Source organism: Kaistella chaponensis, from assembly GCF_900156725.1.
GTDB classification, from domain to species: Bacteria; Bacteroidota; Bacteroidia; order Flavobacteriales; family Weeksellaceae; genus Kaistella; species Kaistella chaponensis.
Genome location: NZ_FTOI01000005.1, coordinates 141,328 through 167,262 on the forward strand (window position 1 = coordinate 141,328; position 25,935 = coordinate 167,262).

General features: G+C 34.7%; 23 protein-coding genes. 6 read left to right on the forward strand and 17 right to left on the reverse strand.

Annotated features, from left to right (window positions below):
• The first annotated feature begins 24 nt into the window (after positions 1-24).
• Complete coding sequence (locus tag BW932_RS07000) at positions 25-804, forward strand: hypothetical protein (protein ID WP_076386768.1); 780 nt, start codon at positions 25-27, stop codon at positions 802-804.
• 205 nt (positions 805-1,009) lie between these two features.
• On the opposite strand, the gene lepA is transcribed toward BW932_RS07000, so the two are convergent.
• From lepA to BW932_RS07020, 4 genes are all read right to left on the reverse strand, one after another.
• Positions 1,010-2,806: a translation elongation factor 4 gene (lepA, locus tag BW932_RS07005; RefSeq protein ID WP_076386769.1), complete on the reverse strand. Its 1,797-nt coding sequence runs from the start codon at positions 2,804-2,806 to the stop codon at positions 1,010-1,012.
• A gap of 143 nt (positions 2,807-2,949) precedes the next feature.
• On the reverse strand, positions 2,950-3,465 hold the full coding sequence (locus BW932_RS07010) for a hypothetical protein (protein ID WP_076386770.1): 516 nt from the start codon (positions 3,463-3,465) through the stop codon (positions 2,950-2,952).
• A gap of 13 nt (positions 3,466-3,478) precedes the next feature.
• Positions 3,479-4,027 (reverse strand): hypothetical protein, encoded by a 549-nt coding sequence (locus tag BW932_RS07015; RefSeq protein ID WP_076386771.1) that lies wholly within the window; start codon positions 4,025-4,027, stop codon positions 3,479-3,481.
• A 57-nt stretch (positions 4,028-4,084) separates the two neighbouring features.
• The gene (locus BW932_RS07020) at positions 4,085-4,636 is read right to left on the reverse strand and encodes an RNA polymerase sigma factor (RefSeq protein WP_076386772.1); all 552 of its coding nucleotides are present in this window, start codon (positions 4,634-4,636) and stop codon (positions 4,085-4,087) included.
• A 104-nt stretch (positions 4,637-4,740) separates the two neighbouring features.
• Here BW932_RS07020 and BW932_RS07025 point away from each other — a divergent pair, with 104 nt between their 5' ends.
• From BW932_RS07025 to porW, 4 genes are all read left to right on the forward strand, one after another.
• Positions 4,741-5,493 (forward strand): Rossmann-like and DUF2520 domain-containing protein, encoded by a 753-nt coding sequence (locus BW932_RS07025; RefSeq protein ID WP_076386773.1) that lies wholly within the window; start codon positions 4,741-4,743, stop codon positions 5,491-5,493.
• Positions 5,483-6,001 carry a KdsC family phosphatase gene (locus BW932_RS07030; RefSeq protein ID WP_076386774.1) on the forward strand — a complete coding sequence of 173 codons (519 nt, stop codon included), beginning with the start codon at positions 5,483-5,485 and terminating at the stop codon, positions 5,999-6,001. The genes BW932_RS07025 and BW932_RS07030 overlap by 11 nt, the downstream gene beginning before the upstream one ends.
• 39 nt (positions 6,002-6,040) lie before the next feature.
• The gene (locus BW932_RS07035) at positions 6,041-6,598 is read left to right on the forward strand and encodes a Maf family protein (RefSeq protein WP_076386775.1); all 558 of its coding nucleotides are present in this window, start codon (positions 6,041-6,043) and stop codon (positions 6,596-6,598) included.
• Positions 6,599-6,690: 92 nt separating this feature from the next.
• Complete coding sequence (porW, locus tag BW932_RS07040; RefSeq protein ID WP_185113913.1) at positions 6,691-9,210, forward strand: type IX secretion system periplasmic lipoprotein PorW/SprE; 2,520 nt, start codon at positions 6,691-6,693, stop codon at positions 9,208-9,210.
• 87 nt (positions 9,211-9,297) lie between these two features.
• Here porW and tsaB read toward each other — a convergent pair whose 3' ends face one another.
• From tsaB to rpiB, 8 genes are read right to left on the reverse strand one after another with little or no spacing between them, the layout of a single operon-like run.
• On the reverse strand, positions 9,298-9,975 hold the full coding sequence (gene tsaB / locus BW932_RS07045) for a tRNA (adenosine(37)-N6)-threonylcarbamoyltransferase complex dimerization subunit type 1 TsaB (RefSeq protein WP_076386776.1): 678 nt from the start codon (positions 9,973-9,975) through the stop codon (positions 9,298-9,300).
• A 30-nt stretch (positions 9,976-10,005) separates the two neighbouring features.
• Positions 10,006-10,764 (reverse strand): SDR family NAD(P)-dependent oxidoreductase, encoded by a 759-nt coding sequence (locus BW932_RS07050; RefSeq protein ID WP_076386777.1) that lies wholly within the window; start codon positions 10,762-10,764, stop codon positions 10,006-10,008.
• 12 nt (positions 10,765-10,776) lie between these two features.
• On the reverse strand, positions 10,777-11,148 hold the full coding sequence (locus tag BW932_RS07055; RefSeq protein WP_076386778.1) for a YraN family protein: 372 nt from the start codon (positions 11,146-11,148) through the stop codon (positions 10,777-10,779).
• A complete protein-coding gene (locus BW932_RS07060; RefSeq protein WP_076386779.1) occupies positions 11,148-11,507 on the reverse strand; it encodes a DoxX family protein in 360 nt (119 codons plus the stop codon). The genes BW932_RS07055 and BW932_RS07060 overlap by 1 nt, the downstream gene beginning before the upstream one ends.
• Positions 11,507-12,436, reverse strand: coding sequence for a S66 peptidase family protein (locus BW932_RS07065; protein ID WP_076386780.1), 930 nt, complete (start codon positions 12,434-12,436; stop codon positions 11,507-11,509). Before BW932_RS07065 ends, BW932_RS07060 begins: the two co-directional genes overlap by 1 nt.
• Entirely contained in the window at positions 12,433-13,116 is a 684-nt protein-coding gene (locus tag BW932_RS07070; protein ID WP_076386781.1) for a LysE family translocator, read from the reverse strand. Before BW932_RS07070 ends, BW932_RS07065 begins: the two co-directional genes overlap by 4 nt.
• 55 nt (positions 13,117-13,171) lie before the next feature.
• Positions 13,172-15,328, reverse strand: coding sequence for a ribonuclease R (rnr, locus tag BW932_RS07075; RefSeq protein ID WP_076386782.1), 2,157 nt, complete (start codon positions 15,326-15,328; stop codon positions 13,172-13,174).
• Between the two features lie 27 nt (positions 15,329-15,355).
• Positions 15,356-15,787, reverse strand: coding sequence for a ribose 5-phosphate isomerase B (gene rpiB / locus BW932_RS07080; RefSeq protein ID WP_076386783.1), 432 nt, complete (start codon positions 15,785-15,787; stop codon positions 15,356-15,358).
• A gap of 727 nt (positions 15,788-16,514) precedes the next feature.
• Between rpiB and BW932_RS07085 the strand changes: the two genes are divergently transcribed.
• Complete coding sequence (locus tag BW932_RS07085) at positions 16,515-17,705, forward strand: phosphoglycerate kinase (protein ID WP_076386784.1); 1,191 nt, start codon at positions 16,515-16,517, stop codon at positions 17,703-17,705.
• Positions 17,706-17,984: 279 nt separating this feature from the next.
• On the opposite strand, the gene BW932_RS07090 is transcribed toward BW932_RS07085, so the two are convergent.
• The 5 genes from BW932_RS07090 to BW932_RS07110 all read right to left on the reverse strand — a co-directional run bounded on the left by BW932_RS07090 (position 17,985) and on the right by BW932_RS07110 (position 25,933).
• Entirely contained in the window at positions 17,985-18,803 is an 819-nt protein-coding gene (locus BW932_RS07090; protein ID WP_076386785.1) for a class I SAM-dependent methyltransferase, read from the reverse strand.
• Between the two features lie 93 nt (positions 18,804-18,896).
• Positions 18,897-20,759, reverse strand: a complete 1,863-nt coding sequence (gene mnmG / locus BW932_RS07095) for a tRNA uridine-5-carboxymethylaminomethyl(34) synthesis enzyme MnmG (protein ID WP_076386786.1) — start codon at positions 20,757-20,759, stop codon at positions 18,897-18,899.
• Between the two features lie 152 nt (positions 20,760-20,911).
• Positions 20,912-21,319 (reverse strand): rRNA maturation RNase YbeY, encoded by a 408-nt coding sequence (ybeY, locus tag BW932_RS07100; RefSeq protein ID WP_076386787.1) that lies wholly within the window; start codon positions 21,317-21,319, stop codon positions 20,912-20,914.
• A gap of 3 nt (positions 21,320-21,322) precedes the next feature.
• Positions 21,323-23,488, reverse strand: coding sequence for a patatin-like phospholipase family protein (locus BW932_RS07105; RefSeq protein ID WP_076386788.1), 2,166 nt, complete (start codon positions 23,486-23,488; stop codon positions 21,323-21,325).
• On the reverse strand, positions 23,489-25,933 hold the full coding sequence (locus BW932_RS07110; protein WP_076386789.1) for a bifunctional UDP-N-acetylmuramoyl-tripeptide:D-alanyl-D-alanine ligase/alanine racemase: 2,445 nt from the start codon (positions 25,931-25,933) through the stop codon (positions 23,489-23,491).
• Positions 25,934-25,935: the final 2 nt, after the last annotated feature.

Sequence of the window (25,935 nt, forward strand, 5' to 3'; positions counted from 1 at the left end):
AAAAAACATTATCTTTATTAACTTATGAATTACTTGAAACTCTTCTTATTCTCAATTATTTTGATTAGTTGCAAAAAGAAATCTTTTGCGGATGATATTGTTTTAACTAATAATTCTAAAATTGAAACAAAATTTCAAGAATTTAATGAAGGAGTGCATGAATATGGTTCTTCAGTTATTTATGTGGGGAAAATAAAAGATTCGATTCCTATAAAATATTATGATTCAATGTTTCCCGCTCCACCTCCACCACCAAATTTTTATTTGAAAACAGAAAGTGACAAGAAAGATTCAATTGTTTTCAACGAAATGCGTAAAAAGTATTTTCTAGGTGATTTTGATAGGATTCAATTTTCAACCAAACCTATTAAGTTTGATTCTCTTACTAACGATATTTTAGAAATTGTAGTAAAACCTAAAGATACAATTCCGCATTTTGTAATTGATTCTACTAACAAAATTAAAGCATATAAATCTTTTCCAGTTTTTATTAAAAACATATCTGGTAAAAAACTTATTCTTCCTGAGATGAAGTCTTTAGCGACTTTTGCACATAACAAGAATAACAAGTGGCAACTTATATGGAATGACAATGCATTTATTTGTGGTGACAGTATGTTTAACAGAAGATTTTGGATTTTAAATCCTGATGAAGTTATTATTTTTTCTGTGAATTATTTTCAAGGAAAAGAAAAAACAAAATTTAGAATAGGATTAACATATTATTTCTTGTCGGAAGAATTTGAAGGATATATAAATCCGAAATTATTTGAACAGCAGAGAATGGTGTATGAAATTAAATAAAAAAATTCCTGAACGAATCCAGGAATTTGTTGTTTTATATGTTCTTTGAAGAAGCGAAAATCTGCGCCCCGACCTGAGTGGAGCTCTTTTTTGTTATTTCGAATCCGAAAAAATGTAACGGATTAAATCACCTTGTTCGCAATGACAAAAAAAGCGGGAACGGAGGGCGGTCCCGATAACTATCGGGATTGGCGCCCCAATTATTCTAGTCATTCAGCTTCAAAACCGCCATAAATGCCGATTGTGGAACCTCTACTCTACCGATTTGCTTCATCTTTTTCTTTCCTTCTTTCTGCTTTTCCAACAATTTACGTTTACGGGAAATATCTCCACCGTAACATTTTGCGGTAACGTCTTTTCGTAAAGCTTTGATGGTTTCTCTTGCAATTACTTTGGCTCCTAAAGCGGCTTGAACTGCAATATCAAACTGTTGTCTTGGGATCAATTCGCGCAATTTTTCGCACATTCTTTTTCCGATGTAATACGCGTTGCTATCGTGAATTAATGAGGAAAGTGCATCGACCATATCGCCATTGATCAAAATATCCATCTTCACTAATTTTGAAGAGCGGAAACCGATCGGATGGTAATCGAAAGATGCATATCCTTTGGAAACCGATTTCAAACGGTCATAAAAGTCGAAAACAACTTCTGCTAAAGGCATATTGAAAACAAGTTCTACCCGTTCTGAAGTCAAATAACTTTGGTTCACAATTTCCCCACGTTTTTCGATACATAAAGTCATTACAGGACCCACATAATCGGACTTGGTAATGATAGAAGCTTTGATGAAGGGCTCTTCAACGCGATCCATCGTCATCGGATCTGTCATTTCGGAAGGATTATTGATCAGGATCATTTTCTCCGGATCTTTTTTGGTATAACCGTGGTACGAAACGTTTGGAACGGTCGTGATCACATCCATATTAAATTCGCGGTCGAGTCTTTCCTGAACGATCTCCATGTGCAGCATTCCGAGGAATCCGCAACGGAAACCGAAACCAAGTGCAGCCGAACTTTCTGGCTCGAAAACCAAAGAAGCATCGTTCAAACGCAGTTTTTCTAAAGAGAAACGCAGTTCTTCGAAATCCTCGGATTCGATGGGATAAATTCCGGCGAAAACCATAGGTTTTACTTCTTCAAATCCGTCGATTGGTTCAGTAGCGCCGTTTTCAAAAGTGGTGATCGTATCTCCTACTTTTACTTCGCGTGCATCTTTAATTCCGGAAATGATGTAACCAACATCGCCGGTTTTAATTTCTTTTTTTGCTAATTGTTTTAATTTTAAAGTTCCCACTTCATCGGCTTCGTACATTTTGTTCGTCGCCATGAATTTGATCCGTTGTCCTTTTTTAATGCTTCCGTTTACGACTTTAAAGTACGCTTCAATTCCACGGAAAGGATTGTAAACAGAGTCGAAAATCAAGGCTTGAAGCGGACCATCTTCATTTCCAACTGGTGCAGGAATTCTGTTGACAATGTGTTCTAACAGTTCATGTACCCCTTCTCCGGTTTTTCCGGAAACGCGTAAAACGTCTTCATACTCACAACCGATAAGGTTCATAATTTCATCGGTTACTTCTTCTGGATTCGCAGAAGGTAAATCGATTTTATTCAGAATCGGAATGATGGTTAAATCGTTTTCTAAAGCCAAATATAAATTGCTTATCGTTTGAGCCTGAATACTTTGCGCGGCATCTACAATGAGAAGCGCACCTTCACAAGCTGCGATGGAACGGGAAACTTCATAAGAGAAATCGACGTGTCCTGGAGTATCAATTAAGTTGAGGATATATTTTTCTCCATTCAATTCATAATCCATTTGAATGGCGTGAGATTTTATGGTAATTCCACGTTCTTTCTCAATATCCATATCATCTAAAGTCTGAGACTGCAGTTCTCTGGAAGTAACTGTATTGGTATATTCCAAAAGCCGATCTGCCAAAGTAGATTTACCGTGGTCAATATGTGCAATAATGCAAAAATTTCTTATGTTTTTCATTAATTATATGATAGTTTGCAAATTTAGTGTTTTTTAGTTGACTTTGATGAAAATTTGAGCCGTGACTTGCGATGGATTTCCCAAAAAAGAACGACCTCTACAAAAATTTGTAGAGGTCGCTCAAACATTAAAAAAATAAACTATTATGGTCTTCTGCGCTGCGAACTCGGATCTTGTGGTTCGTCTTGTTTTTTTTCTATTATTTTGTTCCGAATCTTTCCTTCTGTATGATACATTTGAAGTACTTGCTGTGGTTTGATGACTTTCAAAAATTTTTCAGCGTATATTTTTCGGTTGTCTAAAAGTTGCTGCCCAACTTCGAAACTTTCGTTGAGCTGTTTTTTAGCCTCTTCATCGCTCATGTTTTCGTAATCACCGCCAGATTTGAATTTGCTTTTAATGGAGTTTTGCTTTTCCTGATATTCAGAATACAAAGTTTTAAAATCGCTTTGTGTATTTTGTGGGACAGCCAATGATGAAACCATCATGTTTTCTCTAAATTCCTGCAAAACCGTCTTTCTTTCGCGTGGACTCATGTTCTGTATAATGACCTTTCTTTGGTCTGGTTTCATCGTTTTCCAATCATATTTCTGTGCTTGAACAAAACTGTTAAATGAGGTAAAAAACAGGATGATCAGCAAATACAAAATCTTTTTCATCTTCCTTTTATTTTTAGTTATACAAATCCAGATAAACATCTTGCTCGGTATTTTTTCCTAAATCGGCTAAATCAGCGGAGGAAAAATTAGCAAGTATTTGATCTACTTGAGAATCACTATTTTGGAAAGTAGAAATTTTCTCTTGATTTCCCAAACTACTTTTCTTCTGCTCAACAATATCACCTGGAGCCGTACTTTCTGTTTGATTCGTAGCGACAACATTGGTTAAGTCCTGTTCTGCATTTGGTGTTGAAACAACCGTTGGTTTTTCAAGGTTATCAACTGGTAATGAATCTGTTGCAACGACACTAACATTGTTAGCAATTTGTTTTTCAGAGCTAACTAAATCTGTATCAGCATCTTGTTGATTCACAAAGAAAGTAATTCCGAAAAGTAACGCGACTGCTGCTGCGGCAGAATAAGCCCAATTCAATTTTATAATTTTCGCTTCTTTTTTGGGCCTCGTTTCTGATAAAACGTTGAGTTGCATTTCCTCGAAAAACTGATCGGGAACTCTGTAAACGTTTTGACGTTCCAATTTTTCAATATCTAAATTTTTCATCTGCTAATTTTTATTTTCTCCAAGACTTAGCTTTGCTGTTATAAAACTGAAAAAACATTATCCTGTGAAGTTTAATTTTATATAATCCTCTACTTTCTGTTTGGCGTAATGGTAATTGGTTTTCAAAGTTCCAACCGACATATCGACAATTTTTGAAATCTCTTCGTAGGGTAAATCATCGTAATATCTGAGCGTAAATACCAGTTTTTGTTTTTCTGGTAGAGACTGAATTGCTTTTTGCAGCAAGATTTGTATTTCATCGGCCTCTGCTGAAACATTTTCTGCAACCAAATTCTGAAGATGAAAGTCTGAACCTTCCTCACTTTTTTGCATTTTTTTCAGCTTATTCAATTGCTGTAAAGATTCATTGGTTGCAATTCTGTACAACCACGTATAAAGTTGACTATCTTGCTTAAACTGATGAAAATTCTGATAAGCTTTGATAAAGGTGTCTTGTAAAACATCTTGCGCCAAATCATGATCTACAATTAATCTCCGGATATGCCAATACAACCTACTCTGATAAGCATCCATCATCGAACGAACTCCTTTTTCACGGGTTTTCTCGCTCGACATCAACTCGATAATTTCGGTTTCATTAATCTTCATTCCGATGCTTTCAGTGTTTTGATGATAAATTTAATTAAAAGTTAAATAAGTATTTCAATATTGAGTCCAAAACAAAATAATTATCTTTGTTTATATTTAATTCAATGAAGATCGCGATTCTTGGTTCCGGAAATGTAGCCTATCATTTGGCCAAAATGTTTAAGGAAAAAAACATTCCAATATCTCAAATATTTGGTAGAAATGAAAAGGATTTGCAAGAAATTTCCGAACAATTTGAAATTCCCTTTTCCACCACTGAATTGGCAGACGCAGAACTCTATTTCATCGCAGTGAATGATGATGCAGTTGCAGCAATCTCAAAAAATATTAAGAATCAAAATAGTTTGGTTGCACACACTTCTGGTTCTTTACCAAAAGAAATTTTAGAAGGAAATTATCGAAAGGCCAGTTTTTATCCTTTGCAAACCTTTTCCAAATCCAAAATGCTGCAATATTCAGAGATTCCTTTTTTCGTAGAAGCTGAAAATGAAGCTGATTCGCAAATCCTCGAAAATCTAGCTTTAAAAATTTCTGAAAAAGTAATGAAAAGCGATTATGAAAAAAGAAAATATATTCATCTAACTGCAGTTTTTGCCTGTAATTTTGTGAATCATCTTTTTGCACGGGCCAAAGAAATTTCAGATTCTCAACACATTCCATTTGACTATTTTTTGCCTTTAATTAAAGAAACAACTTTAAAAATTGAAAAAATTGAGCCAAAATTAGCACAAACTGGACCCGCAATTCGAAATGATGAAAAGATCCTACAACTTCATGAAGCATTAATTACTGAGGAAGAGCATCTCAAAATTTACCAAGTAATGAACGAATCTATAAAAAAAATGTATGAGTTATAAAACAAAACTAAAAAATATAAAAGCTTTTGTATTCGATGTTGACGGTGTTTTTACGGACGGAAGTGTTTATCTTTTACCCGGCGGAAATATGTGCAGAGTGATGAATGTTCTCGATGGTTATGCTGTTGTAAAAGCCCTAAAAAATAATTATTTGATCGGCGTAATTACCGGTGGAAATGATGAAGAAGTTCGCCACCGAATCAATTATCTCGGAATCAAAGATTACTACGCAAAATCGCCTAATAAAGCGATTGATTTTGAGGATTTTAAGTCGAAATATGATTTAAAAAACGAAGAGATTTTAACAATGGGAGATGATCTTCCAGATATGAATATTATGAAAATTTCTGGAATCTCTGCTTGTCCCAAAAATGCAGTTCCGGAAGTAAAGGAAATCTCAGAATACATTTCTCCGATCGAAGGTGGAAAAGGCGCAGTTCGCGACGTGATTGAACAGGTGATGAAAATTCAGGGAAAATGGATTGAAGATCACACACAAAGCATTTAACTTCTTAACAAATATTTTTACAAATTCTAAAAATTATTCATGAACCTATTATTAGCCTCCAATTCGCCCCGAAGAAAAGAACTCCTGCAAAATTTAGGATTTAATTTTGAGGTTGTTTCCATCGAATGCGACGAAATTTATCCGGAAAATTTACAGGTTGAAGAAATCGCAGAATACCTCTCCGTATTAAAAGCAGATGCATTTAGAACTTTAGAGAAAAATGAAGTATTAATTACTGCAGATACCATTGTGGCTTTAGAAAACCAAATTTTAGGAAAACCTAAAAACGAGTCGGATGCAAAAGAAATGTTGCAGAAACTTTCAGGAAAAACGCATCAGGTTTATACCGCTTTTACCATCAGAAGTGTAGAAAAAAACATCTCTAAAACAGATTTTGCAAAGGTAACCTTTGACGCAATATCGGAAGCTGAAATCGATTTCTATATCAAAAATTACAAACCTTTCGACAAAGCAGGAAGTTACGGCATACAGGAATGGCTCGGAATGGCTAAAATCACAGAAATGCAAGGAAGTTATTATACGATTATGGGATTCCCGACGCATTTGGTGTACTCCGTTTTAAAAGATTTTCAATAAGTAGCTTCTAAAAACAAAAAATCATTATTTTTACAAGAAATTTATCGATATGCACTATACTAAAGTGCCGATTAAAATGTTATTATGAAATAATGAAAAAAACAATACTCTTTCTAATCACAATCACCCTTCTAAGCTCCTGTTCTTCGCAAAAAAAGAAGAATAGTTCTACCTTCATGAAAGGGTTTTTTGCCTATTATAATACGCTTTTTAACAGCAAAGATGCGCTGGAAACAGAATTAAAAAACCGAGACAAAGCACACAAAGATAATTTTTATGCGCCTTATATTCAATTGCTAACGTACGATGAGCAACCTCTCGGAAGTGATTTGGGTTCGGTAGAAATATTGAATGAAGATCCTGCATCTTCAGGAAACGGTCCTGGAATTCCGGGTGCCGCAAGTGGAGCAGGGAAAGGAAGAACACCTTTTTCTAACCCATCTGAGACAAAAACGGGTGCCACTATTTTAGAAATTTCGGAAGCAAAAGCACTAAAAGCTATCGAGAAATATTCTGTAATGAAAGGCGGTGTAGAAAAAAATAAGAAAATTTTCGACGCAAATATATTATTGGTTCAATCAAGGATTTATCAGAATAAACCACTGGAAGCTTTGGATGGATTGAATTATATATTTTCGAATATGCCGAAAGATAAAAGAATTCGCTTAGCCAAAATATACCAAGGTTTGGCGTATTCAAAAATGGAGGACTACAAAAGAGCCGAAGAGGTTTTTGCAGATTTGAAAAAAGAAAAACTCAAAAAGGATCAGCGCAAATTGCTCAGTGTTTATTATTCCGAAATGCTACTTCATGCCGGAAAAAAAGAAGATGCGGTGGCTGAATTGGAAAATGCTTATACCCTGAATAAAAACCGAAAACTGCGCAGTAGAATAGCGTTCCTGAGAGGACAGATTTTGGCCAATTTAGGAAAGAACGAAGAAGCAAGAGAAAGTTTTGTTTCCGCATACAAAAACGCCAACAACTTTGAGTTCGAAGTAAAATCACAAATTGAAATTGCTAAAACCTTTAATGGAAAAGACGATGATTATGAGGGAGCAAAAGATTATTTAGCAAAAATCAGTAAAAAAGGGACATACGCTTCAAGAAAAAATGAATTCTTTTACGCATTGGGTTTAATGGCCAATAAAGCCGGAAAAAAAGAGGAAGCTAAAGCGTACTTCGCTCAGTCCTTGAAAGAAAAAATTTCTGATCCCCAAATTCGAGGACTGAATTATTTTGAGATCGGAAAAGCCTATTTTGAAGACAGCGATTACCTCGCAGCAGGTGCATACTATGATTCTGCATTGGCTGTCATGAATTACGAACCTTCAAAAATACTATTAACAGAACAGTCAAAAAACATCAAAGAGGTTTCTAAGAATTATTACTTGATCAAAAAAAATGACAGTATTTTGGCATTGACAAGCATGCCTGAAACAGAAAGAATCGCCTTTTTCACGCGATATATTGAGGGAATTAAAGCCAAAGAAGCCAAGGAAGAACTAGAGAAAAAAAGAGCAGAACGCAGCAAAGGATTTGATACCGGAGATTATTCTGCGAATTCACTTTTTGCGGGAAATACCGGTGGATTTCAGGATTTTGGAGACAACAAAGGAGGCTTTTATTTTGCTAATCTGAGCACGGTTTCAAAGGGTGAAGCGAGCTTTAAGCAATTATGGGGAAACCGCTCGTTAAACGATAATTGGCGAACCTCTGCACGAAGCAACACGATCGAAGATCTAAAAAGCCAAGCGATGGGAGTTGCAAATGCACCCGATCCAAGAAGATTAGAGCCAGGTTTTTATATTGAAAAGATTCCGACCGATCAAAAAGATATTTTTGCCCTGAAAAAAGCGAGAGACACCGCAAGTTTAGGTTTAGGCAGAATGTATGAATCGTATTTTTCCGATACGCCGCTTGCGACCAAAACTCTTTATAGTTTAGTAGATTCTAAACCAGAAGATGATTTAAAACTTCAAGCCCTTTATCAAATTTTTGCCTTTAATTATGAAAAAAATCCAAGCGCTGCAGATCGAGCAAAAGAAATGATTCTCACTGAATTTCCGTACACTTCTTACGCGGAATTTGTGAAAAATCCGAAAAATAACACCTTCGCTAAATCCTCTGAAGAAGTTGAAAAAATATATGCAGAAGCTTTTGATTTGTACGCCAAAGAAAAATATACGGAAAGCAAAACTTTAATTGAATCTTCTCTAGAAAAATTTCCGAAAGATGCGCTCATTCCGAAGTTTGCATTGCTCAATGCTTTTAACTCGGGGAAAATTGCGGGAAAAGAAATTATGATTTTACAGCTCGAGCAAATTGCCTTGAACTACGCACGAACAGTTGAGGGTGAAAAAGCAAAAGAAATGTTGAAATATTTGAAAAGCGACATTACCATAGAAAACACAGACGAGCATGGAAATAAACTGAATAACAGAGGTCCAGGAATTCCAGACAAGAAAGAGGAAGAAACCGGCGCTCCTGTTCCGAAAGAACCCAATGCAGAACCTGTTTTGCGACGTCCTCCGAATCGTGTTGAAAAAAATGAAATACCATCTCCAAAAGCAAGTCAGATGGAACCTACAAAATCCGTTGAAAGGAAGCTCTAAAACTTAAAAAGCGAAGATTGATCTTCGCTTTTTTTATATTTTAGAACCGTCGAAATTGATCGCCACACGATCCTCAACTTAAATGAATTACTGAGATTTCTTTTTCTTCACTCCCTGAAAATCTTTTAAATAAAAAGGTTCAAAGTAAGCAACGTCTTCAAATTCTTTTTTTTCAAATTTGGCAACAGCTTTCTCAATTAAATATTTCGCGGAAGGGAATATTGTACCATCAAAATCTGCGTTAGAAATCTGGAGTATTTCTTTTGCTTTTATTGCACCATCACCAACGAAGATTACTTTTTTCCCTTCAAATTGATGAAAAGAAGTCTCCTCCAAAATTTTCGCTTCAGTTTCAGCCAAGATTTCACCCGATTTACCGTCAAAAACGGCGCAATAAACCTCCATTCTTCTTGCATCAATCATTGGAATGATGAAGTCGTATTCTTTGTTTAAAAAAGGCTGAATCATGGTTTCTAAAGAATTTACAGCGACGAGTGGAATTTGTAACCCGAAGCAAAAACCTTTCGCAGAAGATGCGCCAATTCGCAATCCCGTGTAAGAACCCGGTCCTTTTCCTAAACTAATGGCATCTAAATCATTTAAAGTGATTTTTGCACCTTCTAAAGCCCACTGAACAAAGGTGTGTAAGCTTTCTGATTGTTTATAATTTTCTGAAATTTCTTCGCAAACACATAAAATTTCATCGCCATCAGAAATAGCTACAGAACAGTTTTTGGAGGAAGTTTCGAGGTGAAGTATTTTCATTTTCAAAAACAAATTAAAGGGAATAATTAATTACAATCCAGCATTTTTATAAACCGTTCTGGATTCGGCTTGTGCGCTTGGATAAATGGTTAAATCTGAAATACAAACGTGTTTCGGAGCGTGGATACAGTAGGAAATTGCATCGGCAATATCGGTTGGTTTTAAAGCTTGAAATCCTTGATAAACCGTTTTCGCACGTTCTTCATCTCCTTTGAAACGCACTTTAGAGAAATCGGTTTCTGTTAATCCTGGTTGTAGATTGGTGACTTTTATTCCAAATTCTGTGAGTTCTAATCGCATTCCTTCCGAAATCACATCTACTGCTTTTTTTGAAGCGCAATATACCACTCCATTTGCGTAGGTTTGTCTTGCGGCGGTGGAAGAAATATTTACAATATGCCCAGATTTTTGCGCTTTCATTCCTGGAATTAAAAGTTTTGAAATGTAGAGAATTCCTTTCACATTTCCATCCATCATGGCGTCCCAATCATCAATATTTCCATTTTCTAAAGAATCCATTCCGTGTGCATTTCCGGCATTATTGATTAAAACATCAATTTTTTTCCAGTTTTCGGGAATTAAATTAATGGCTTTTTCGACTTGGGAAAATTCGCGAATATCAAAATTTAAAGTGAAAATTTCAGTAGTTACCGAAAGGTCGGCTTTCATTTGACTTAAAACTTCTGCGTTTCGGCCACAAATAATCAGTCGCCAATTATTTTTTGCAAGAAGTTCTGCGGTGGCTTTTCCAATTCCGGAAGTTGCTCCTGTAATTAATGCTGTCTTCATTTTCTTCTGTATTTAATTTGCATCGAAAGATTGAAAAGCATCTTCGATATGGTTGATTTGTAATTTACCTGATTGATCCGGAAGTACGGTAATAATGTCAAAACGCACTTCTTTATCTAAGTTTCTTTCTCTCAGGAAAAAATCTGTGCAAAGAACAATTGATTTTATTTTCTTTTTTGTTACCGCTTCTTGAGGTTCGATGAGCGTATCATAACTTCTAGCTTTCACTTCTACGACGACGATTAAGTCCTCAAATTCGGTTACAATATCGATTTCCGCTTTTTGATAACGGAAGTTTCTGACCAAAATTTTATAGTTTTTTTGGGTAAGATAATCTGCAGCTAAATCTTCTGCAAGGTTTCCAAAATCATTGTGTTCTGCCATTATTTAACAAATTGAAAAGCCCACCAAATCATTAAAAACTGAAGAGGTAATCTTAATAAAGTGAACCAAAATCCTTTCTTTTTTTTCAAATAATATTTTCGCGACATTTCAATATTTGCCGGAAAAACTGCGATTAACAAAGCAATCGTTAAGTAAGCTGCAATGGTTTGAGTAAGAGGAAAAAGCAACAAAACACCACAAATAATCTCTGCAATTCCACTCAAAATGACCAACAAATAATGACTTGGTAGATAAGCAGGCATTATTTTTAGGTAAAATTTTGGTTTTACAAAATGCAAAATTCCGGCGGTTATCAACAGAACCGCAAAGATATATCTTGATATTTCGAGAATTTCCATTAGAATTCGATTAAAACTTTTTCCGCGACATTCATCGTAATGTTTGCACCGATCATTAAAGGTCGGTTATCATGAATATGTCCGTTCGGAAAACCGAATGCAACCGGAAAATCATATTTTGAAACACGTTCTGAAATGATTTTATAAGCAAATTGATCGAAGCTTTCTTCGTAAGATTTATTGTCTTTTTCATCGCCCATATTGGTCATTCCACCGATAATTAACCCTTTGATATTTCGAAAAACTCCGGCTAAATCTAAACTGATCAACATTCGATCTAAAGCATAAAAATTCTCACCGATATCTTCAATAAAGAGGATTTTATCTTTAAAATTAAAAGAATAAGTCGTTCCTAAAAGTGCATAAATTAAGGCGAGATTTCCACCAACCAACGTTCCTGCTGCAGTTCCGACTTTATTTAGTTCATTTTTTGCGATAGAGTAGGTCGGTTTTTTACCTTTTAAAATATCGAAAATCAAGTCGTAACTTTCATCGGTCACTCCAAAACTTGATGTTTTAATGGTTTGACCATGAATGGAAGCGAAATAATTTTTTAATAAAAAGCTTTGAACAACCGTATTATCGGAATATCCAATGTACCATTTCGGTTTTTTTTTGAATTTGGAAAGTTGCACATGCCTTAATAAATGTTGGCAACCGTAACCACCTCTTGAAGCCCAAATGGCGCCAATTTCTTCATTATTAAAGGCCCATTTCATCTCACTAATTCTCTCTTTCTCAGTTCCTGCGTAATTGTACCCATTTGAATATTTGGTGTAAAGGTGTTTTCCGAGAACCGGTTCATAGCCATTGTATTCAATTAGCTTTATTCCCTTTTCTAACTGTGATTCTTCCACCGCACCTGCAGGAGAAATGAGGGCGATTTTATCACCTTTTTTCAATGATTGAGGGAAAATTATTTCTTTCATTGGGAGATTTTTTTTTGCTCGGTTTTCTCTGCATCTTCAAGCCTTCTGTCGAACTGATTGAATTTTTTGAAACTCTGTAAGAATATAAAAATACTGAATCCTATCAAGATAAATCCGACAATTTTCCGGATGATATTGGTTAAATTTTGGGTAAGTCGGTCATGAAATTGCTTTGCCAAATAAATTTTGAAAAAATCGATAACCAAATACGTTCCCACAACAAGCGCCATATACAACAGAAAATCATTGATTGCGGGATATGCATTTCGGACTGAAATTACGGTAACCAACCAGAATAAAACTACACCAATATTGAGAATATTAAAGAAAAAACCGTTTAAAAAAGTTTTCAGATAGTTTTGATTGATCATTTTTTCTTCTCCAGCTAAGTGCATTTTGGTTTTAGAAACGATCATATAAACCGCATAAATTAAAATAATAAAGGCGGTAATCCGATAAAAACCGGGATGTTTATCAATTATTTCAACCAAATCACCACTGGCAAAAAAAGCAGCAGCAATGCATAAAATATCCGCAAAAATCACTCCTAAATCTAAGGCTAAAGCATGTTTTGGCCCTCTGGAGAAACTTGTTTCAATCAGCAGAAAAAATATGGGACCGATAAATACCAGACTCAGCATAATTCCTAAACCAATTGCGGAGAAAATGAGTTCTAACATAGAAAATGATCTTAAGTTTTAGGAAATCTCCGTTAATTATTAAAATAAAAAATATTTAAGAATTAACGACTTTAAAATCCAGTTGCTTCTGAACTAAGTTAGCTTTCATAACCTTAATGGTCACTTTATCACCCAATTGGTATTGATTTCCTGTTCTGCTTCCCTGTACTAAATGATTTTTTTGATCGTAAGAGTACGAATCATCCATAAGATCCCGAAGTTTAATTAAACCTTCTGCACCATTTTCTGGAATCTGAACCCAGAAACCAAAATCTGCAACACCAGAAATAACGCCAGTAAATTCTTCTCCCAAATGTTTCTCCATGAATTTAACCTGCATGAATTTGATGGAATCTCTTTCTGCATCTGCAGCTAATCTTTCTCTCGAACTGCAATGTTTGGATTTCACCTCGATTTCTTCCTTGTTTACGGATTTTCCGCCGTCTAGATAATGTTGCAATAACCGGTGTGCAATTAAATCAGGATATCGTCGAATTGGAGAGGTAAAGTGCGAGTAATAGGCAAATCCTAAACCATAATGTCCGATTGGTGCGGTAGAATAAATGGCTTTGCTCATCGATCTCATCGCTAAAGTTTCGATCATATTTTCTTCACCTTTTCCTTTCACATCACTCAATAACTGATTGAGAGATTGTGCTACTTTTTTTGTATTTGCCAAATCCATTTTGTATCCGAAAGTTCCAACAAAATCACGCAAAGCTTCTAATTTAGTAGGATCTGGATCATCGTGAATCCTGTAAATAAAAGTAAGATCTGAAGGAGAACCGCCTTTTTTCAGAGAAACAAATTCTGAAACTTTTCGGTTGGCCAACAACATGAATTCTTCAATTAAATGGTTGGAATCTTTGCTCACTTTAAAGTAAACACCGATAGGTTGGCTGTTTTCGTCTAAGTTGAAACGCACTTCGCTGCGGTCGAAAGTAATGGCTCCATCGTCGATTCTTCTTTTTCGCAAAATTTTTGCCAATCGGTCTAAAACTAAAATTTCTTCGGTAAGATCACCTTCTTGTGTTTCAATTCTTTCCTGCGCTTCTTCGTATGAAAATCTTCGGTCAGAATGCGTTACAGTTCTACCAAACCATTCATTTTGAACTTCAGAGTTTTCATTCAGTTCAAAAACTGCGGAGAATGTATATTTATCTTCATTCGGGCGCAGTGAACAAACTTGGTTGCTCAACACTTCAGGAAGCATCGGAACTACACGATCAACCAAATAAACAGAAGTTGCACGCTCATAAGCTTCTTCATCCAACAAAGTTCCGGGTACGACGTAATGCGAAACATCGGCAATATGAACGCCAATTTCCCAGTTTCCGTTTTCTAATTTTTGAATAGAAAGGGCATCATCAAAATCTTTGGCATCTTTGGGATCGATCGTAAAAGTGCAGATATTTCTCATATCACGTCGCTTTTCTACTTCACTTTCTAAGATCCTCTGATCGATTTCCTGAGCTTCTCTTTCTACTTCTTCCGGGAAACTATACGGCAATCCATATTCTGCTAAAATGGAATGAATTTCGGTTTCATGATCTCCTGGAACTCCTAAAACGCTGATGATTTCACCTGTCGGATTTTTTTCGCCCGATCTCCATTCTGTCATTTTTACAACGACTTTATCTCCTTCATTAGCGCCGCCATTTTTTCCTAAAGGAATAAAAATATCGGTATTGATATGCTTTTTATCACATACTACAAAACCAAATTCTTTATGCTTAATGAGTTGAAAAGTTCCTACAAAAGTGTCGCGTTTTCTTTCGAGCACTTCTAAAACGGAGCCTTCCATTTTTTTACCTTTGAAATTATAGGTGACAATGAGTACTTTATCTCCTTGTATGGCGTCTTTCACATTTTTGGAATGGATAAAAACATCATCATTGACTCCATCAACTCTTACATAGGCATTTCCGGCCTGGTTGAAGTCGATTGTTCCGGTTAAAGTTCCTTCAATATTAAGACTGATGATATATTTCCCTTTCTCGGTTTCTTTGATTCGGGAGTCCGCAAGAAGCTTATGGATCGACTGAATAACCAGTTCTCTTTGTCGGGGATTTTTATAATCAATCCCATCTGAAATCTGCTTATAATTGTAGATTTTAGCGGAGTTTTTATTCATAAAATTCAATATTAAACGACCAATTTCCTGGAGTTTATTATTGTTTTTTTGAGATATAAATTTGCTTTTTTTAGCCATATAGTAAGTTTTTTAGGAGTAAAATGATTAGCAGAACGCAATCTTATCTACTCTGTTTTGATGTCGTCCACCTTCAAAATCCGTAGTCAAAAATTGGTCAACAATTTCTATTGCCAATTCACTGGTAATGAAACGTGCAGGGATCGAAATCATATTCGCATTGTTGTGTTGACGCGCTAATTCTGCCAATTCTGGCAACCAACAAAGAGCGCATCTGATATCTTGGTGTTTGTTTGCGGTGATGGAAACTCCTTGTCCGCTTCCACAAATGAGGATTCCTAATTCGTTTTCACCTTTTTCTACAGAAGTTGCAGCGGGATGTACAAAATCCGGATAATCTACAGAATCTTTGGAATACGTCCCGAAATCCTGAACCACATACGTCTCTTCCAAATGTTTTTTGATGAGTTCTTTGTAATCAAAACCTGCATGATCACAAGCAATTGCTATTTTTTTCATTTTAAATGTAATTTTATCAATTTACAATTCTTACAAATTTAATACTATTAATATAAATAAGGTTTGATTGAATCTTAAATCTTTTGATTTTACATTAAATTCTATTTCAAAAAGACTTTGATTGAGCGATGCAAAAAGGCACCTTTAACAAACGAAGCAAAAAAAAGGTCATTGCGGCAGTAATATTGAAGTGAGAAGTACGAAGTCTATACTATTTTATTATTGGAGAAAGGGAAGAGCAATCGATAAAAAGATATTGTTGTAAAATGTTAGCATCGCCTCGAATGGGTGTGGATAAGTTCGGGGAATAAACTCTTTTTTAATTCACATAAAATTCATATTGCATTTAGTTTTTGGATTATCAACAGAAAATTTTCAGAAAGTTTAGGAGTGCAATTGAAGAAGTTTTCCATAAACACTTTCTTAATATAATGTGATTCTAAAAGTTATCCATAATTGTTAATAAACTATTTAAAGTTCTAAAAATCAATATCTTAAAATATTAATAATATATGGAATGTACCGTTACTAAATGTGTTAAATTTTCTTAAAATTATTTTTCCCCAAACACCCAAACTACAACAACACTAATCATTTTCTTTTTTTAATAAAAGAATGTAATGTAGATAAAATGAGGTTTTGGGGATTGTGGAATTTTAAGTGAGATTAAATTTTTATTCGGCCGAATTAATCCTAAATTTGTAAAACCAAAAATCAATAAAAAAATATGAAAACAATCAACGATTTTAATTTTAAAGATAAAAAAGCTTTGGTACGGGTAGATTTTAATGTGCCGCAAAGTTCAGATCTGAAAGTTACTGATAATAGTCGAATTCAAGCCGTAAAACCAACAATCGAGAAGATTCTGAACGATGGTGGATCGGTGATATTGATGACGCATCTTGGTCGACCTAAAGGAAAAGTAACAGAAGAGTTTTCTTTAAAAAATATCGTTTCTGAGATTGAAGCAGTGATGGGAAAAAAAGTGATGTTTTGTTCAAACTGCATCGGTGAAGAAGCTCAGAAAATGACTGCAAATTTGCAACCTGGTGAAATTTTATTACTTGAAAATCTTCGTTTTTATAATGAAGAAGAAAATGGTGATGTTCAGTTTGCAGAACAATTATCGAAATATGGCGATGCTTATGTGAATGATGCTTTCGGAACTGCGCATAGAGAACATGCTTCTACTGCAGTTATTGCTCAATTTTTTCCTTCAACTAAATTTTTCGGTTTATTAATGGCGAAGGAATTAGAAGCCATCGATAAAGTGCTTAAAAATGGAGAAAAACCAGTGTTGGCTATTTTGGGTGGATCGAAAGTTTCCACTAAAATTACCATTATCGAAAATATTTTACCAGCGATTGATCACTTAATTATTGGTGGTGGAATGGCATTTACTTTTGTAAAAGCTTTAGGTGGTCAGATTGGAAACTCCCTTGTTGAAACTGACAAATTGCAATTAGCGCTGGAAATTTTAGAAAATGCAAAAAAGCAAAACGTAAAAGTGCATTTACCGGTAGATATTGTGATTGCAGATGAATTTAATAACGATGCAGAAAGGAAAGAAGTAGATGTTTATGAAATTCCAGACGGTTGGATGGGATTAGATGCGGGAACAAAAACAAGATTATTGAATCATGATGTGATTATGAATTCTAGAACGATTTTGTGGAATGGTCCGATTGGTGTTTTTGAGATGCCTAACTTTTCTGCTGGTACAATTGCATTAGGTGACAGTATTGCGGAAGCTACTGAATTGGGAGCTTTCTCCTTAGTTGGTGGTGGAGACAGTGTCGCGTTTGTAAAACAATTCGGTTATGACGAAAAGGTAAGTTATGTTTCGACCGGAGGTGGAGCGATGTTGGAGAGTTTAGAAGGAAAAGAACTTCCTGGCGTAAAAGCAATTAATCATTAATTTACGAAAAAGTTAAGCAAACTTATTTTTTTTATAAGTCTCCATTTGTTGGAGACTTTTTTTTTATGTTATTTTTTAATTTCTCATGATGCAAATAAAAAAATAGAAATTTACAATCTTCTTTTTTTTATTTGAAAAATATGATCATTAATTTTTAATCTGGATTATTTTATCGCAACATTTTTTTTGAAGATTTTTTTAAAGATAATTGGTGAAAACTGTAAATTTTCGAAAGTACACTCAAAAATGGCCTTCATAAATAGGTTAAAAACGGAAAAACTATTTTTTTTCGATTACGTATATCAAACTCGAATATTCGTTGTTTTTTGATGCTTTAAAATTAGAAATGGTTCCAAAAACCAGACCTTTAATCCAAAAAAGACTAGATTTTTTATATTTTTCACTCAGCATTGAAATATAAAAGGAGTCGAGTAGGAGTGGCTTTATTTTTTTAATTTTCCACTTATCGGTATTCATTAATTTTTCCATTCCCGCTTTGGTGAAATGATAAATATGACGAGGTACATCATAAGCAGCCCAAAACTCTTTGTAATGTTGAGCATCAAATGAAGTGGGATTAGGAACTGCGATAATCAGTAAACCATTGGTTTTTAGTTTATTATGAAATATTTGCAAGATATCGTTTTGATTATCAATATGTTCAAAAACATGCCATAAAGTAATCGCATCTAAACTTTCATTTTCTATTAGATCTAGGTTGCTTAGAATGATGGTTTTTGATAATTTTTGACTAGCATAATTTCTTGCGGATTCATTGGGTTCAAATCCGTAGGTTTGGAAATCATTTTCTATAAATTTTAGAAATTCACCTGCACCGCATCCGTAATCAAGTACTTTATCCTTTGCTGTTAATTCTTTTGTTAAGATATTTTTTTTATATTTTAAATTAAAACCTTGTAAGAATTTGTACAGTTTTTCCTTCAGACTTCCAGAATCTTGATGGTGCGAAATATAGTCTGAACTATCATAATATTTATCTAAATTTTCAGGAACTGGCGATGTTCTATAAATGCCTTTAGTTTCCGTTTCTTTTATTTCGAATATTTCTTGTGTTAAAAAATGATCTTTAATTTTCATTTAACAGTCGTCTGGTTTGAGGATAAATTGATGTGATTTACAAGTTCGATCTATATGATAAAATCAAAATGTTTCACGTGAAACATTTTGATTTTATCGTCCTAAATAGATAAGAAGTACATTGATATCAGCTGGAGAAACACCGCTGATTCTTCCTGCTTGTGCAATCGAATGTGGCTTTACTTTATTTAATTTTTGCTTTGCTTCAGATGATAAAGAATTGATATTGGAGTAATCAAAATCTTCCGGAATTTTAATTGTTTCCAGTCGATTTAATTTTGCCACGTTTTCCTTTTCCTTTTCAATATAACCTCTGTATTTAATATTGATTTCTGCCTGTTCTTTTACTTCTTCTGAAAATTGCTGCGATTTTTCTCGAATAAAATCGATTTCTTCCAATTTCTCGATTGTTATGTTTGGTCGAGTAAGAATCTGTGACGCGCGGTAAGCTTGGTCGACAGGTGAGGATTCGATGCTTTGTAAAACAGGATTAATGATCCCAGGTTTTAACGATGTTTCTTTCAAATAATTTTCTAATTCATCGCTTTTACTTATTTTTTCTTCAACGTTTCTGAGTCGTTGTTCGTCTGCTAAACCTAAATCATAAGCTTTGCTCGTTAAGCGAATATCTGCATTATCTTGTCTTAAAAGCAATCGATATTCTGCCCGTGAAGTAAACATTCTGTAGGGTTCTTCGGTACCTTTTGTAATTAAATCATCGATTAAAACACCGATATAAGCTTCATCTCGATTTAAGATAAAATCGCCCTTGTCATGAACTTTGTTATGTGCATTAATTCCGGCCATTAAACCTTGTCCTGCAGCTTCTTCATAACCGGTTGTACCGTTGATCTGTCCAGCGAAATATAAGTTTTGAATCAATTTGGTTTCCAAAGTATGGTAGAGTTGGGTAGGAGGGAAGTAGTCGTATTCAATGGCATATCCTGGTCTAAACACTTTTACATTTTGGAACCCAGGAATGTGCTTCATCGCTTTAATCTGAATTTCTTCAGGAAGTGATGAACTGAATCCATTTACATAGATTTCTACGGTTCTCCAACCTTCTGGTTCTACAAATAATTGATGCCTATTTCTTTCTGCAAATCGATTGATTTTATCCTCTATACTTGGACAGTAGCGTGGACCAGTACTTTGTATGGTGCCGTTAAACATAGGACTTCTGTCGAATCCTTCTCGTAAAATATCATGAACTGTTTCGTTGGTATAAACGATATGACAACTGAGCTGTTTTGTTAGTTTTGGAGTATCAGAATAGGAAAACTTTTGCGGTTTTTCGTCGCCTTTTTGTTCGTCCATTTGGGAATAATCCAAACTTCTACCGTCAACTCTTGGTGGAGTTCCAGTTTTCATTCTCCCTGATTCAAAACCTAAAGAAACCAACTGCTCCGTAATTCCAAATGCTTTTGGTTCACCCATTCGTCCTCCACCTAATTGTTTGTCACCAACGTGAATTAATCCGTTTAGGAAGGTTCCGTTGGTTAACACAACAGATTTAGCTTTGATTTTTATTCCTAAAGAGGTGATTACACCGACTACTTTGTGATTTTCAATGATTAAACTTTTAACCATGTCTTGAAAAAAATCGAGATTTTTGGTGTTTTCCAAAGCATATCTCCATTCTTCTGCAAAAAGCATTCTGTCATTTTGGGTTCTTGGGGACCACATTGCTGGTCCTTTAGAAAGGTTTAACATCTTGAACTGAATGGCAGATTTATCGGCAATGATTCCGGAGTAACCTCCCATTGCGTCAATTTCTCGAACAATTTGACCTTTTGCAATTCCGCCCATTGCAGGATTGCAAGACATTTGTCCGATTGTTTGCATGTTCATGGTAATCAATAAGGTTTTAGAACCTAAGTTGGCTGCTGCAGCTGCAGCTTCAGATCCGGCGTGTCCTGCTCCTACAACGATTACATCGTATATTTCGCTTATCATTATTTGTTGATAAATGAGTTAATTTAAAAATTGTTTCACGTGAAACATTTATCTTTTCTTTCGGTTTTATGAATTTTCAACCCAGATCGAACCGATATCTTATTGTGCCGTAGAGTGGAGCAATAAATGCACTGAACAATGTAAAAGGGTTCCTAAAAAATTGATAAATAATAATCTTCTTTCTGGCGCATTTCGGAGATTTCTTCGTCTGTTTTATCCTTATATCCGCAGAGATGTAAAACCCCATGTGCTAAAACTCGAAGTAATTCAGAATTAAACGCATTGGATAACGTAGAAGAGTTGTCTAAAATGCGGGGCAAAGATACGAAAATATCTGCCGAAATAGTTTTACCCTTTACGTAATCAAAAGTGATCACATCCGTATAATAATCGTGATTAAGAAAATCTTTATTTACTTGTAGAAGATGATCGTCGTCACAAAAAATATAATTGATTTCTCCTGGCTTCTTATCCTCAGAAATAATAAGTTCTTTTAACCAATTTTCTGTATTTGGCGGAAGGGTAATTTCATCTATATTTTCAAAGAAAAATTGTATCATATTTTAAAAATAGTGTCCCATTACAACACTGAAAATATTATTATTGAACAGTAAGGAACGGCTGTAATTGATTTTAATTTGCCCGAGTGGCGATTTGTAACCAAGAGTAAGACCTGCGGAGGAAGCATTTACATGAAAGATATCGTCAACTTTGATATCATTAAATAAATTGGCAATGCTCAAGTTGGCTTCTATAAAGTAGTTTTTATAGACATTGAATTGAAAACTATTACTATTTGTTAATAGATTTTTTGCACTTAATTCGCCGAATTCATAACCTTGAAACGGGGTGAAATTTCCTAAATATTGCGCGAAAATTCCTCCAATTCTGTATTCATAGTAGCTTGGAAGTCTTTTTCCTACCGTTAAACCGCCAAAAAGTCCCAAACGATAAGTAAACCAGGGAGTAATGCGGAAGTTAAGTTGTGTAGTGATTTTGGCCTGTAAAGTGCGCCCGTCTTGTTCTTTATTAAGGAGGTCTAAAATTTTTCCTTCTGCATTTAGATATATTCCTTTGGTAGGAAAACTTTTATCATCTTGGGTATCACTTTTAATAAAAAGATACGAATTGATAAAATTAGTTCCATTGGTATAATTGGGAGTCCCAGTATATTTGGTTTCAAAATAATCATGACTAAATCCACCACCGATTGCGTATTTATCTCGCCACACCGATTGGATGAAAGCTTCGTTTCTGAACCAATTCCATTTTTCATAAATATTAGAGGCGCCATCATTCAAATTAAGAGTCATTCCAGAGGAGTAGATCCCAAATCCTGGGATATAACCATTATCTATGAAATAATTTAAGTAATATCTCGCCTGATCACCGACAACTAGATCCAATGAAACGATGGAGTTTCTAAAGAGTAACCTTTTAGCTGTCATGTTTAGCAACAAACCTGTTTTGAAAATTTCATCGTAATGCAAACCAAATTTCAGAAAAAAACGAGTGTCATCTTCGGTTACGTTTAATTTTAGATAATTCGCGTTGTTCTTTTGAACAATATCATAGTTAATTAACGTGTAATTGTTGGTTGCATAGAGTGCATCAATCATTTTGTTGATGCCACCATACGTTTGCAGTGTGGGAATCCGGAGATTCATCTTACCTCTCACATAGTTTTTTCCGAAAATGTGATTGTTATCAAGAATCAAACTGTCAATTTTGTACACATTAGAATAAATAGAACTCAAAGGAGCATGTAAAACAGTAGGATCTTTTTTAGGTAATAATGATAAAGGTTCGATATATTTCTGCGTTTCCACGTACCCAGAATCCAAGATTGCCTTTTTGAAATCGTAACTGGTTGCACCCATTCCCTTTAAATCAGGACGAATATTGATATCAGTAAATTGATATTGACGTTTAGTTTCTTTTTGAATTCCGAAATCAATGACTTGGTTCAAAATATCAATGGCGCTACCTAAATTTTTTGCATTTGCTAAACCTTGACTTAAATCTACGCCAATTACGATATCCATTCCTTTGTCTTTTAAAGGTTTAGAAGGATAGTTGATCGTCATGGCGCCATCAATATATAATGAATCACCAATTTTCACAGGATCCATTAACGATGGAAAGGCTGAACTTGCCATGATTGAACTCACCAAATCGCCCTTTTCAAAAGTTTCCATTTTACCGCTCTCCAAATTAGTTCCAATACATAAAAATGGGATCGGAAGTTTTGAAAAATCACTGATTGTAGATACGTTTTTGAACAGTTCCTTCAAGAGGTAAATGTTTTTTTGACCTGTAGAAATTGCTTTGGGCAAAACATTTATTTTACCTTCTTTTACGGGAATGGAAATGATATATTTATCTACCGATTTATTAAAAAATGAAGTCTCCTGTCTTGTTTTTTCATTGGCAATGATACTGTAAAAGTCTGTATCCATTACAATTTTTTCAATTTCTTTCCCGGAATACCCAGAAGCGTACAGACCACCAACTATTGCACCCATACTAGTCCCAGAAATGTAGTCGATTTTCACTCCCAACGAATCGAGAACTTTTAAGACGCCGATGTGAGCAAATCCTTTTGCACCACCGCCAGAAAGCGATAATCCAATTTTTGCGTTTTTTGGAACGTTGAATCCTTCTTTTACCTGAGCGGTCAGGAAAAGGTTGCATAGGATTGCTAGAAAAAGGAACAGTTTTATTTTCATTTAATCTTTAATATAAATTCTTTTAACTCGACGAGAAATAGAAGTTAATACTTCATAAGGTATTGTTTTACAATAGTTTGAAAATTCCTCAAGCGAGGGTTTATCGTTAAAAATGATTACTTCTTCGCCCTCATTTATAGATTCATTGCCGATATTGATCATCATCATATCCATGCATACATTTCCGATGATTGGGAAAAGTTTTTGATGAATTCCCACTTTACCAACTTCATTGCCGATCAACCGCGGAATTCCGTCTGCATAACCAACGGGAATTGTGGCGATTTTGGTAGTATTTTCAGCCTTAAATTTTCTGTTATAACCAATAGAATCTCCTTTTTCCACTTCTGAAATCTGAGATATCACTGTTTTAAAACGGACCGCATTTCGCAGCTGTTTCTTTATTTTTTGATCCGGTGAAATCCCTATCATTCCTATACCAATTCGTACCATATCATATTGAAAATCAGAATAATTAACAATTCCGGAAGAATTTAAGATATGCCTCATTGGTCGGTATTGCAATCCTTCCATTAACTTTTCGGAATTCTGTGAAAAAGTTAGAATTTGATCCATGGTATAATCCTTTTCATTTTCATCATCAGCAGAAGACAGATGGCTAAAAATTGATTTTACCTCTACATTCATGGTATTCAACTTTTGCTTGAGTTCAATTAACTCATCAGCTTTAAAACCAAGACGGTGCATTCCTGTTTCCAATTTTATGTGAATCGGATATTTTCTCTGAGTACCTTTGTGCAAAAGCTGTTCATTAAAAAGATCCAAAACTCGGAAACTATATATTTCCGGCTCCAAGTTATAGTCGATAATACTGTTATAGCTGTGTTGCTCCGGATTCATCACCATTATGGGTGTAGTAATTCCATTTTTTCGCAAGTCGATTCCTTCATCTGCGTATGCAACACCAAGATAATCAATATGATGGTGTTGTAGAAATTCTGCAATTTCATATCCTCCCAAACCGTAAGAATACGCCTTTACCATTGCCATCATTTTGGTTTCAGGGTGAAGTAAAGATTTGTGGATATTGATGTTATGAATAATAGCATTTAAGTTAACCTCTAAAACCGTATCATGCTTTTGTAATTCTAAAAAAGTTTTTAAACGATCTGTTTCAAATTTTCGGGCTCCTTTTAATAAAATCAATTCATCCTCAATTTGATTAAGTTGTGTACTTTCAATGAGTTCGGTTGTATTATTAAAAGTAAAGGTTTGAGCCGTAAAAAGGTTTTCAAAATTTACGATTTCTTCGCCAATGAGAAATACTTTACTGAAATCTTGCTGATTTGTTAATTCTGCAACTTCATGATATAATTTTTCGGAATCTTTTCCTTCTACAAAATCCGTTAAAATGAGGGACTTTTTTGGCTTGTTATACTGATGAATGAATTGAAAGGCAATTTTCAAAGAGTCCATGTCTAAATTGTAGGAATCATTGATCACCAAATTATTTCGCAGTCCGTTTACACTTTCTAAACGCATTTCAACAGCTTTTAAGGCGTTGATCTTTTTAGTAATTTCTGCATGGTCAAATTTCAGCTCTTTTAATAAGGTGATCACGCACATTGCATTACTTAGGGTAGCTTCATCTCGCTGTGAAATTGGTATTTTAAATTCCTCGTTGAAATATTGAATGATCAACTTCTCTGAAGTTCCTCGCCATTCATTCTTGATGTAAACATTATTATAGCTTTCAAATCCGAAAGATATTAAATTTTTACTTGAATAAAGATTAGTGATAAGATTGTACACTAGTGCATTATCACCATTAAAAATAATTGTCTTTGAATGTTTAAAAAGTGCAATTTTTTCTTTGATGAGTTGTTCTTCCGTTTCAAAATTAGAAGCGTGCGCGGAACCGATATGAGTGAGAACTCCGATTTCTGGAGAGAAAATATTTTCTAATATTTCCATTTCTCCAAGTTTCGAAATTCCTACTTCAAAAATTCCAAGCTCATCTCTTTCAGTAATTTCCAACAGTGAAACAGGAAGTCCCAATTGAGAATTAAAACTTTTCGGACTTTTTACCGTAATAAACTCATCAAAAATACTTTGGTAAAGCCATTCTTTTACAATGGTTTTTCCGTTACTGCCAGTAATTCCGATCGTTTTAAGCGAAAATTGCTGAAGATGGTATTTTGCTAGTTTTTGAATAAATTGAATTGCATTGTCAACAATAATCCAAGTTACGTCTTTAAGGTTGGGAAAATAATGTTCACTGATGATGATTTTTACTCCTTTTTCAACGGCAGATTGAATGTATTTTTCCCCAGAATTTTTTGAAGTATTGATTGCAAGAAAAGCAATCTTCGAACTGGTGTAAATATTCCGAGTGTCAAATTCAATTGTTTTGATGAGAAGATCATCCGAACCTATCAGTTTTGACCCCGTGATTTCGGCAATATTTTGCGTTGAATATTTCATTT

Coding starts and splice junctions, on each gene's coding strand:
- BW932_RS07050 (WP_076386777.1), bottom strand. CDS start 10,764: ATGAAGACAGCATTAATTACAGGAGCAACTTCCGGAATTGGAAAAGCC.
- BW932_RS07030 (WP_076386774.1), top strand. CDS start 5,483: ATGAGTTATAAAACAAAACTAAAAAATATAAAAGCTTTTGTATTCGAT.
- BW932_RS07000 (WP_076386768.1), top strand. CDS start 25: ATGAATTACTTGAAACTCTTCTTATTCTCAATTATTTTGATTAGTTGC.
- mnmG (WP_076386786.1), bottom strand. CDS start 20,759: ATGATAAGCGAAATATACGATGTAATCGTTGTAGGAGCAGGACACGCC.
- porW (WP_185113913.1), top strand. CDS start 6,691: ATGAAAAAAACAATACTCTTTCTAATCACAATCACCCTTCTAAGCTCC.
- BW932_RS07055 (WP_076386778.1), bottom strand. CDS start 11,148: ATGGCAGAACACAATGATTTTGGAAACCTTGCAGAAGATTTAGCTGCA.
- tsaB (WP_076386776.1), bottom strand. CDS start 9,975: ATGAAAATACTTCACCTCGAAACTTCCTCCAAAAACTGTTCTGTAGCT.
- BW932_RS07035 (WP_076386775.1), top strand. CDS start 6,041: ATGAACCTATTATTAGCCTCCAATTCGCCCCGAAGAAAAGAACTCCTG.
- BW932_RS07090 (WP_076386785.1), bottom strand. CDS start 18,803: ATGAAAATTAAAGATCATTTTTTAACACAAGAAATATTCGAAATAAAA.
- BW932_RS07110 (WP_076386789.1), bottom strand. CDS start 25,933: ATGAAATATTCAACGCAAAATATTGCCGAAATCACGGGGTCAAAACTG.
- ybeY (WP_076386787.1), bottom strand. CDS start 21,319: ATGATACAATTTTTCTTTGAAAATATAGATGAAATTACCCTTCCGCCA.
- BW932_RS07065 (WP_076386780.1), bottom strand. CDS start 12,436: ATGAAAGAAATAATTTTCCCTCAATCATTGAAAAAAGGTGATAAAATC.
- rnr (WP_076386782.1), bottom strand. CDS start 15,328: ATGGCTAAAAAAAGCAAATTTATATCTCAAAAAAACAATAATAAACTC.
- rpiB (WP_076386783.1), bottom strand. CDS start 15,787: ATGAAAAAAATAGCAATTGCTTGTGATCATGCAGGTTTTGATTACAAA.
- lepA (WP_076386769.1), bottom strand. CDS start 2,806: ATGAAAAACATAAGAAATTTTTGCATTATTGCACATATTGACCACGGT.
- BW932_RS07010 (WP_076386770.1), bottom strand. CDS start 3,465: ATGAAAAAGATTTTGTATTTGCTGATCATCCTGTTTTTTACCTCATTT.
- BW932_RS07060 (WP_076386779.1), bottom strand. CDS start 11,507: ATGGAAATTCTCGAAATATCAAGATATATCTTTGCGGTTCTGTTGATA.
- BW932_RS07020 (WP_076386772.1), bottom strand. CDS start 4,636: ATGAAGATTAATGAAACCGAAATTATCGAGTTGATGTCGAGCGAGAAA.
- BW932_RS07105 (WP_076386788.1), bottom strand. CDS start 23,488: ATGAAAATAAAACTGTTCCTTTTTCTAGCAATCCTATGCAACCTTTTC.
- BW932_RS07015 (WP_076386771.1), bottom strand. CDS start 4,027: ATGAAAAATTTAGATATTGAAAAATTGGAACGTCAAAACGTTTACAGA.
- BW932_RS07085 (WP_076386784.1), top strand. CDS start 16,515: ATGAAAACAATCAACGATTTTAATTTTAAAGATAAAAAAGCTTTGGTA.
- BW932_RS07070 (WP_076386781.1), bottom strand. CDS start 13,116: ATGTTAGAACTCATTTTCTCCGCAATTGGTTTAGGAATTATGCTGAGT.
- BW932_RS07025 (WP_076386773.1), top strand. CDS start 4,741: ATGAAGATCGCGATTCTTGGTTCCGGAAATGTAGCCTATCATTTGGCC.